General features: G+C 44.0%; 6 protein-coding genes and 1 CRISPR repeat array. Of the genes, 4 read left to right on the forward strand and 2 right to left on the reverse strand.

Features of this window, described 5'->3' with window-relative positions:
- Window positions 1–58: 58 nt before the first annotated feature.
- Window positions 59–2,007: direct repeats of the CRISPR family, unit length 30 nt; unit sequence CTTTTCTAACTTCCTATAAGGGATGGAAAC.
- A 363-nt stretch (window positions 2,008–2,370) separates the two neighbouring features.
- A complete protein-coding gene (locus B4J50_RS08715; RefSeq protein ID WP_286954085.1) occupies window positions 2,371–2,511 on the reverse strand; it encodes a hypothetical protein in 141 nt (46 codons plus the stop codon).
- Between the two features lie 18 nt (window positions 2,512–2,529).
- The gene (locus tag B4J50_RS09820) at window positions 2,530–3,048 is read right to left on the reverse strand and encodes a hypothetical protein (RefSeq protein ID WP_286954087.1); all 519 of its coding nucleotides are present in this window, start codon (window positions 3,046–3,048) and stop codon (window positions 2,530–2,532) included.
- 73 nt (window positions 3,049–3,121) lie between these two features.
- Here B4J50_RS09820 and B4J50_RS08725 point away from each other — a divergent pair, with 73 nt between their 5' ends.
- From B4J50_RS08725 to cas3, 4 genes are read left to right on the forward strand one after another with little or no spacing between them, the layout of a single operon-like run.
- Window positions 3,122–5,029, forward strand: a complete 1,908-nt coding sequence (locus B4J50_RS08725) for a hypothetical protein (RefSeq protein WP_333593011.1) — start codon at window positions 3,122–3,124, stop codon at window positions 5,027–5,029.
- 1 nt (window position 5,030) lies between these two features.
- On the forward strand, window positions 5,031–5,996 hold the full coding sequence (locus tag B4J50_RS08730) for a type I CRISPR-associated protein Cas7 (RefSeq protein WP_286954090.1): 966 nt from the start codon (window positions 5,031–5,033) through the stop codon (window positions 5,994–5,996).
- A gap of 42 nt (window positions 5,997–6,038) precedes the next feature.
- Window positions 6,039–6,725, forward strand: a complete 687-nt coding sequence (gene cas5 / locus B4J50_RS08735) for a CRISPR-associated protein Cas5 (RefSeq protein WP_286954097.1) — start codon at window positions 6,039–6,041, stop codon at window positions 6,723–6,725.
- The gene (gene cas3 / locus B4J50_RS08740; protein ID WP_286954093.1) at window positions 6,713–9,088 is read left to right on the forward strand and encodes a CRISPR-associated helicase Cas3'; all 2,376 of its coding nucleotides are present in this window, start codon (window positions 6,713–6,715) and stop codon (window positions 9,086–9,088) included. The genes cas5 and cas3 overlap by 13 nt, the downstream gene beginning before the upstream one ends.
- Window positions 9,089–9,502 lie beyond the last annotated feature (414 nt).

Below are 9,502 nucleotides of genomic sequence, written 5' to 3' on the forward strand. Positions count from 1 at the left end.
CTTCCTATAAGGGATGGAAACATCTATTTGAATCCGCTATGGGCTCTTTTTGGATATACTTTTCTAACTTCCTATAAGGGATGGAAACTCCCACTTTTCCCACGCTTCTTCTAATGTTTCACACTTTTCTAACTTCCTATAAGGGATGGAAACTCTATTCGGGAGCCTGGCGAGGTTTTCGTTGCGATAGCTTTTCTAACTTCCTATAAGGGATGGAAACATTACTTCTCCATCTATGCTTAATATCCGCCTCGAACTTTTCTAACTTCCTATAAGGGATGGAAACAGCTCATCAAGGGTGATAGGCCCCTCGCAACTTGTACTTTTCTAACTTCCTATAAGGGATGGAAACTTAATTGAATAAGTTACTATTGTTGTGTCACCGGTTCTTTTCTAACTTCCTATAAGGGATGGAAACAGCATACCTAAAACATTTGCCATTTTCTGGCTTTTGCTTTTCTAACTTCCTATAAGGGATGGAAACCCGCTTACAGCACGCCAGGAGACCTCGTGTGGGATCACTTTTCTAACTTCCTATAAGGGATGGAAACACTGCTGCATATGTGGTAGCCATTGCTGTAGGTCTACTTTTCTAACTTCCTATAAGGGATGGAAACCCCAAAACCATTTCAAACACACTCCCCAGATATATACTTTTCTAACTTCCTATAAGGGATGGAAACGACAATATCGGGCTTTTGACCCACGCCGATATGGCGCTTTTCTAACTTCCTATAAGGGATGGAAACATCGAGAAGAGATCTGCGTCCATAAAATCACATGTACTTTTCTAACTTCCTATAAGGGATGGAAACAGATCAAACTTCAACCTCACATCATATCCTCGGAACTCCTTTTCTAACTTCCTATAAGGGATGGAAACATAATCGTGCGATCTCAAGATCGAGCCGCCTTTTGCTCTTTTCTAACTTCCTATAAGGGATGGAAACATTTCTTTTTTTGGGTTGCTTTTACTTTATCCACCTCCTTTTCTAACTTCCTATAAGGGATGGAAACTAGCTCCTGTGAGTACATATGGAGTACGAAACAAAACTTTTCTAACTTCCTATAAGGGATGGAAACATAATCCTCCGTGATATGAACATATGCCGATGTTCCCCTTTTCTAACTTCCTATAAGGGATGGAAACTCCCCAAGCGACGAAATAACGCGTAATGCAGTGTTGCTTTTCTAACTTCCTATAAGGGATGGAAACATGGTATTGTCCTTGCATCATCATTTTTGGTCTTGTACTTTTCTAACTTCCTATAAGGGATGGAAACTACATCATTACCTTACCTCCTCATACTCCTCATCCACTTTTCTAACTTCCTATAAGGGATGGAAACAAGATGGCCAGCACTCCCACCCAGATGATGGAGGGGATGCTTTTCTAACTTCCTATAAGGGATGGAAACTAATATCCCGGCTCGTAGCGGTAGGCTTTTTCGTTGCTTTTCTAACTTCCTATAAGGGATGGAAACTATGATTGAACGTACCTATTAGCAGGTAGGCCAAAACTTTTCTAACTTCCTATAAGGGATGGAAACTCAAGCCAGTACCGCTCACGGCGGTACTGCTCCCCGCTTTTCTAACTTCCTATAAGGGATGGAAACCGGTGCCTCTAGAAACCAGAACGCCGTCAGATCGCACTTTTCTAACTTCCTATAAGGAATGGAAACTTCGCGATAATATTTTCCTGCGCTTTTTTCCACGCTCTTTTCTAACTTCCTATAAGGGATGGAAACTTGTAATAATTGGGATCCTTTGTATCAGCTTTTACTCTTTTCTAACTTCCTATAAGGGATGGAAACTTACTATAGGCACTTCTTATGCTTGGTCTCTTTTGTACTTTTCTAACTTCCTATAAGGGATGGAAACACTTTCCCATACATGCTAAGATGTATGGAAGTAACTTCTTTTCTAACTTCCTATAAGGGATGGAAATATAGTTCATGGAGTTCTCTTATTTTTTAACTTATTAAAATTCCTATAAGGGATGGAAGTATATTTATTAAAGGCTGATAAGGAATATTTACGCCTAGTTTTAAATTCATAAGCGTCAGCCTTTAATAAATTGTAATTTTGTTTGTATGTTTTTATAATTAAAGATTGTTTAGTTACGCCCTATCAACTAAATAAAAATTCCCCTCTAAAAACAACTGTTTATTTAAAAGATCGTTTCAAATTTGAGTTTTATTAAGTTTATGATATACTTAATGGTACATGGAGTTAGCTAGACATTACACTCGCAATTATAATACAATTATATCTAATTGTAAGAGAAGTGAAAGCATTACATATTTCATTAGTTTTTTCGACAAAGAATAATTTATATATTCGTCTTTTATGCAGCAACCATAATTCGCTTCAAGCGATGGTCTGCTGTAGGCCCCAGATCTGGCGGCGTTTCTGCACAACAGGGGCTACATCCAGGGCAAACGTCACTTCAAGCTCTTCTATTTTTCCTGGATCTTCGGCAGAGGGGAGATCCGGTGCGAGGGGAACCATATACTGATTTCCCTTCCGCTAAGGCTGATGATCGCGTCGACGGAGAGGGAAATTCTGGAGGATCTTGCCAACGGATCGCTCACGAAGAGACACATAAGGCTGGGCAACAATCTGTTGGATTGCACTGGTGTGACGGTTAAGAATCCTATGGTGGAGAGGATTTAGGTTTTCGTCCGCACGCTGTCGCCCATTCTCTGCTATTCGGCGAGAAGGAGCCCGGGAGGGGGATGATACTGGAACGCGTCTCGAAAGTACATCAACACATCGACTTTTTCCGTATGAGCAACCGTTATCCACTGAAGAGCTGGAACGGCGTTTTCCGCCTGAAAGGACCAAAAGCCCTGCTGCAAAAGGCCGTCGATTGCGACCTGGGAAGCAAGAACTCTGCGGGTTTCGGCTGCGTAGAGGTCGCTGAGAAGGGGAAAAGAAAGGAGGAATAGAGATAATGCTGATCTCAAATCTGATGAGTCTTGGGCGACCACTCTTGAAAGGAGGAATGTCACCAAGAGAGCTATTGGAACTGATTTCGGATATCAAAAAGCCTAACGTAAAAAGTTTTTTCTCTAATATTCTGGTTATTGAAATTGACATGAGGAAAGAATTCAGATGTATGGCACTTGAGCCTATACAATGGGGGAAATATGTTTATCCATCGCAAAAGAACAAAAAGCAGATTTTTCAACCAGACCTGAGCAATGCTGCAGCGCTTCCATTTGTGTGGTCTTCTGGAGGAAATCCAGTAAAACCCCAGGGGGCGTACGGAGTTCCTGTTTATCTTACTTTCGAGAAAAGTTGGAAAGATGAGCTTCAGAAAGGGGTGGATGGTACTAAAAAGTTTCTAGAGGGCCGCATTGATCGAACAATTGATATGCAGCTTTCCACGGAACAGCTAAAAATCGTTGCGGAGAAACTCCACGAAGCGTCATTTAAGGTCCATTCTCGAGGAAAAGAAAAACTGCTTGGTCTCATTGTGCTAGCAAGTTTGAGGGAAGATGGCCCCTTCATCCTTTCGGATCATAAACCATTGCCTGGGGACCGAAAACTGGCGCTGATTGGCCCTAGTAAACTACATCAAGGTAAGTTTATCGTGGCAGATCTATATAAAATGCTGGAATGTTTTTGGCAAGCTAAAATTCGAGAGGGGGCCGAAAAGGGAACGATGAAAGATTCTTCCTGCTATTTCTGTGGCAAGAAGATGGATCTAGTATCTGCATATTGTAAGTCGTGGTCTTGGTTCACCACAACATGGGGTTGTCCTCTTCCTATGGAGTTGAAGGAAAGGGAGCTTGTGAAATCGATTGCCATGTGTCCGGAATGTTATAAGGCCTTTACGTGCGGGGCATGTGCGTTCGACAGGTTGACCCGACCGCTGGATATCTTTCTAGTCAAGGAGATATTCTCTCCAGTTGCCAGCGCTGGAGGAAAGGAATCGGTTAGACAGGGGAACTCCGTGGAAGAAATTCAGGGGTGTGCCTACGTCGTACCGTTAATGGACAAGACTCTTGATGATGCAGGCTTGTCAGATGATTTCGCCGAGAGTGTTCTCATGATGATGGAAGGGGAGACTCCAGGGGACAAACTTTCAACTCACATAAAGAAAGTTACTGGCTTCGAAAGTAGTTTGCCTGATGATTTTGACAGGCAGGGTTTTTTAATTAACCTGGTCTACTATTCTGGCGATCTCTCAAGGGGCGATATTCATCTCAGAGCAATGATAGAGGATATTCTTCCTTCCACTCTTACGAGGCTGGATAGATTGACGGGAACCATGATGGAGTATGCAGAGAGTACGGCTAATAGCCTCTTTGGTAAATTAAGCGATAAATATGCTTCATTTGTGCGTAACAGATATTCATCGATTCCCTGGTTGTTGATCAACGCCTACGGCGGTCCATATATCTGGGATAGTTTGCGAAAGGTGCTTTATCAACGTTCTCTTTCGCGTAAACGTTTCATTGGAAATGTGGTTCGGAGGATGTCTGATTTAGCTGTTAAGTTGCCAGATAGTTTGTGGAGGCTTCAGGAAGAGGTTTTGTTCTATCTCGTCTTTTCCCGTTTCTTGAATGAATATGATCGGGAAATATCAGGTTGCGGAGGTGATGTTACCGTGAGGGACTGGAAAGAGTTGTCCAAACTGGTTAGTGGGGATGACCCAGGGGAAATGAATTTCACGGATTGCGAGGAATTAGGGTTTGCTGCTGGATGGGCGGTTAAAAATTTTTCAAGTCAATATTGGCATGAAAGCAACAAAAAGGATTTCATCAAACATCGTGTCATGACCTTTGGCAGCAGGCTTAAACCGGAGGTCATATGGAAAAGAGCACTGGTGCCCATGAATGAGTATGCTCTTCAGAGAAATATTCATATGACAAGCAATGCAAAAGATTTGCTGGCTCTGGTTCTCCTGGAGTATGGCAGATTGAAGGATGATATCAGGGGGAATGAGGATAACTTTATGGCCGCTTTCTGGGCCGGCTACACGTTGAATCGTAAAAATTCAGAGGGAGGGAAGAATTAATATGGCGACAGCAAAAAGTTCTGAAATTCTGTTTGTAAAGTGTGTCAAGGACGGTATCCCAAATAGAGACCCTTTGAACGACAGCGATGCCAGACGCATATTTGGCGAGGATGACGGACGAATTTCCCTTTCCGATGTGAGCATAAAGAGAGATGTGAGGGATTACATGCTGGCCCGCTATCCGGATGGCGGAGATGATAAAAAACATTTTATTTTCTGTCGCGAGGAGCGAACAACAGACAACAAGTTGCTGGGACGGCAAAGTCTTGCCGAGACAATTCTGGAAAGGGCAGGTAAAAGCAATGCTGAGAGCAAGGCAAAAGCTTTGATGGAAAGTACTTTTGATGTTAGGACCTTTGGTGCCGTCTATAGCGTTAGTAAAGAGAGTTTTCACCAGACTGGTCCTGTACAGTTTGGTTGGGCCCATTCGCTTCATCCAGTCGAGACTAAATATGTACAGGGGACAGTGGTTATGCCCAGCAAGGATGCGAAGATTACGGAAGAGGGAGAAAAGGAAGGAGCTTCGCAGGGCACGATTTGGACCAGTTACATCCTTCCCTTTGCCGTATTTGCCATGCCCGGAGTTATAAATGCCAGCATCGCAAAAGATACTGGAATGACCGAAGAGGATGTAGATCTTTTGCTGGAAGGATTGTGGAGGGGAACCCAACAGAGGCAAGCCAGAGGCAGGGGAATGCAGCAACCTGTATTTTTGCTCCACGTCGAGTATAAGGATTCTTTTTATAGAATAGGATTTTTGGAGGATTACATTAAAATTAAGCCCGAACGTGACGCGTGGCTTGAAGGTAATTCTCCTACGGCCCTTTCCCAGATCAATTTGGATGTATCGGCTTTGGTCGATTTGCTCGATGAGCATAGGGACGATATCGCCAGAGTAAGGCTTGCCTGTAACCCGGCACTCATGATTGATGGAAATATTAAGGCAGAGACTCTGGACCTAAGATAGACTCCGGAATCATTGTGCAAAGGGAGGTGATCTCGGTTGCAAGTGTTGATATTCGAGCTGAAGGGGAAAATGGGACATTTCCGCAGACCTGATACGACAGGAACACACGCTACATATCCCTTTATTTCAAGAACGGCGCTTCATGGTCTGCTTGCCTCTATCTTAGGGCTGGAGATGTTGGATGGGAATAACTTTATGGCCTTGCGTCTTATGACTCCCGTTTATACCTGTACGCAGGAGATGTCCATGATGGGAAAGGGATTTGAGAAGGGGGGTAAGGACTCCTTTAACAGGCCCACAGCAGTGGAGTTCGTTGTCAATCCTCATTACCGAATTTACTACACGGGCAAGTATCTTAAAGATCTTGTTGGAAAGCTGTCAGGCAATGAAAGTCATTACCATACCTATCTTGGTTGCGCCTATTGTTTGACCTTCCCAAAGTTTGTTGATGTGGCGAGAGGAATCCTCATTTCAGCTATGGGGGAAGTCTCAACAAGGACAATAGTTCCAACAAATGCCATATCTTCACTGAAGTTCAGAGAAGGAACCTGCTATAGCCGGGTGAGCGGGATGCAATACCGTTATCTTGGAGGGCGAAGATTCGATGGTACGATAAATTTCATCTACAACGACGAGAATAGGTCCATTGAATTTGTACCCGCTGTTCCGAATGAAGGCAAACCGGTATCCTTCGTAGATGTTTCTGGAGAAACAATATGTCTTTGGTGAAGCCACTTTCTGAATGTGTTGCGCGTCCCGATAACCTAGACGGTACTTCCAATCCCCTGGTAGATCACCTTTTGGTGGTCGCTAGGGGATTGGGGAATCACCAAAAGGGAAAGGAACAGAAGCTGCGATTTCTTGCCGGTTTGCTGCACGATGCAGGAAAGGCCCGAATATCCTGGCAAAGATACATAAAGGGAGAACAAAAAGAAGATTCCTGGCATTCACCGCTGGGGGCCGCTTTTTTCTGTTTTTGCTCCAGTGGTTTGATAAAATGTTGGCAGATTGAAAGAGAAGAGAGGCGCAAGTTGCAATGGCTGGCATCTAATTTGGCGATCGATATCGCCAGCCATCATGGGAAATTGAAAGACTGGACTGACGAACCTCCCTGGTACGGAAATGTCGGGAAGAATACCTTCGACGAGGTTGATTTCATCGGCTTGACAGAATTGGTGAGGCAATACTTCCCGGAGTTTCATTATGACAGGGTGTATTTCGATGACTGGTGGAGCAATTGTCGTGAAGAGTGGAAAATCTGGAAAAATAATGCTTCCCGATATTTGAGCAGGCAGTTGAAACGGGCGGATGTCTGCTATACCGAGGCAGCCATGTTTAATGTGCGAACCAAAACATCAGAATTTATAACTGCAGATCGTTTTGATGCCGCAGGCATAGAGGAAGTATTTCTCGACGGGGAGTCAGCTAAAAGAGCTCTTAAGATATTTTCACGCTATTGTATTTCTAGAGGTAAGGAAGCGATAAAAAACGGTGTTCCTCCCCATATGGTAGAAACAAGGCAGCGAATTCAGGAAGATGTCTATTCTGCCTGGCGTTCCAGTTGTGATTGTCATTTTTTCAGTAACGTTTTGCCTACGGGCTATGGAAAGACGCTGAACACCCTGCGTGTCGCCCTGGAAAGCTGTGTAAAAGGACATGCCAGACGTATTGTATATGTCGCTCCATATATTTCCATCCTTTCTCAGGCTTCTGAAGAAATTTCGGCAGCTACGGGAATTGAAGTGATGGTCCATCATCACCTGTCCATTTTGCAGAAACAGGAGATGGATGATATAGGCTATTTGGCTATGGAATCCTGGCAGGCTCCGATAGTAACTACGACTTATAACCAGTTTTTCAGAGCCCTCTTTCCATCAAAGGCTCAGCAGAGCATGAGGCTGAAGGCTCTGGAAAATTCATTTGTTATTATCGACGAACCGCAGATAATGGATGGAGATATGTGGTTAATATTCCTTTACCAGTTACGCGCCATGGCGGCTGAGTTGAACATGCGGGTACTCTTCACAACGGCAACGATGCCTCCCTTCGAATCGGGCCTGGACAATATTGTTTCTCTCGCGCCGAAAATAGTAACGCCGAATCGCTATACAGTTAACGTAATCAAAGAAGCCCAAAGTGAGGATGACATTGCGGAGCTGGCAGTGGAGAAACTACGACAGAAGGGTTCTGTCGCTGTGATCATGAACACGATTAAGGATTCTGCCCTGATCTATAAAAAGATCGGCCCTGAACTTCGGGGGGATGAACATATTTATTATCTTTCCGGGTCAATGACATCCATTCACAAGGCTAGTCGTATCGAAGAAATCAGAAAAGCCTTGAAAAATAAAAAAATGGTTATTGTGGTCTGTACTCAGGTGCTTGAAGCAGGAGTGGATTTGAGCTTTCGATGTTTGCTTCGCGCTAATTCGGTAATGCCTTCTATAATTCAAGCGTCGGGAAGAGTAAATCGGCACGATGAGGGGGATGTGGCAGAGGTATGGGTGTTCCCTTTTTTGCGAAATGGTGAACAAAAGACAAGACAATGGGTTTACAGGAACGTAATTGCCAGGGAGGAAACGGATCGTTGCCTTGAGAAGTATGGATCATGGAAGGAAGAAAAGTCAGCAGCTATCGTATCAGATTACTACCAGGGCCTGATAAAGCGAAATCCTACTACGGGAGCGCTCGAAAGACTCGTCAAGGCAGCTAAAGGCGAATGGTCTGCTCTTTCAGGAGTTAGCCCTTTTGGTGAGGATTATCCGAAGGTAGATGTTTTTGTTCCTTTTGGGGAGGAGTTGATGGATAAAAAGACACGGGCTTTACTGAGCCATTTCGCTCCTGACGGGCTGCAGCAATTACATGACCGCTATGTTGACAGATGCTGGATGGCTACGCTGGATTTTCTGTCTAAAAAACGTTTCATGTCGTTGCTTGAATACTTTACCGTCCCTGTTTCTTTGAAGCTGGCTGCCGATTTGATAAATTCGTCGGAAAAAGCTATTCCGCAAATTACTAAAAGCGAACTTTATTCCGATGAAACCGGGCTAGCGCTGGTGGAACCAGGAGATTTTTCTCTATGCTGTTTTTAGGAGGTTCCTGCGTTGATGATAAGTTTATCTGAATCACTCCGAATCGGTGGCACGGTTGGCACAGCTCAAGATGGATGTGAGCAAAAAATAGACCCGAATTACGACAGCGTGATGTTCTCTATACGTGGCGCAGCGAGCGCTACACCAGACGCGAGATCATCGAAGTAGAACGTGGCAACTCCGATTTTCTGATCTGAATTCGCATGTGTCCGGGAGAAGTAAGATTCCGTGTCGACCTCCAATAGCGTAAAAAACCAGGGGGATCGACACAAGCGTCAAAATCATGAAAAGTCATTGTTCGCGAGTGTTTAGATGATTTTGTCGAACCTTGACAGCAAAATATGTCGAATAGGGGAAAATGGAGAAATGTAGTAAAATACAGGGGTGCGGTGCCTTTTTATACTTCCTATAAGG

Origin of the sequence: Aminobacterium sp. UBA4908 (genome assembly GCF_002398115.1) — a bacterium.
GTDB classification, from domain to species: Bacteria; Synergistota; Synergistia; order Synergistales; family Aminobacteriaceae; genus Aminobacterium; species Aminobacterium mobile.

Excerpts from the sequence above, each read along its gene's own strand:
- B4J50_RS08715 (WP_286954085.1), bottom strand. The coding sequence starts at position 2,511 with ATGGTTCCCCTCGCACCGGATCTCCCCTCTGCCGAAGATCCAGGAAAA.
- B4J50_RS08725 (WP_333593011.1), top strand. The coding sequence starts at position 3,122 with ATGGCACTTGAGCCTATACAATGGGGGAAATATGTTTATCCATCGCAA.
- B4J50_RS08730 (WP_286954090.1), top strand. The coding sequence starts at position 5,031 with ATGGCGACAGCAAAAAGTTCTGAAATTCTGTTTGTAAAGTGTGTCAAG.
- cas3 (WP_286954093.1), top strand. The coding sequence starts at position 6,713 with ATGTCTTTGGTGAAGCCACTTTCTGAATGTGTTGCGCGTCCCGATAAC.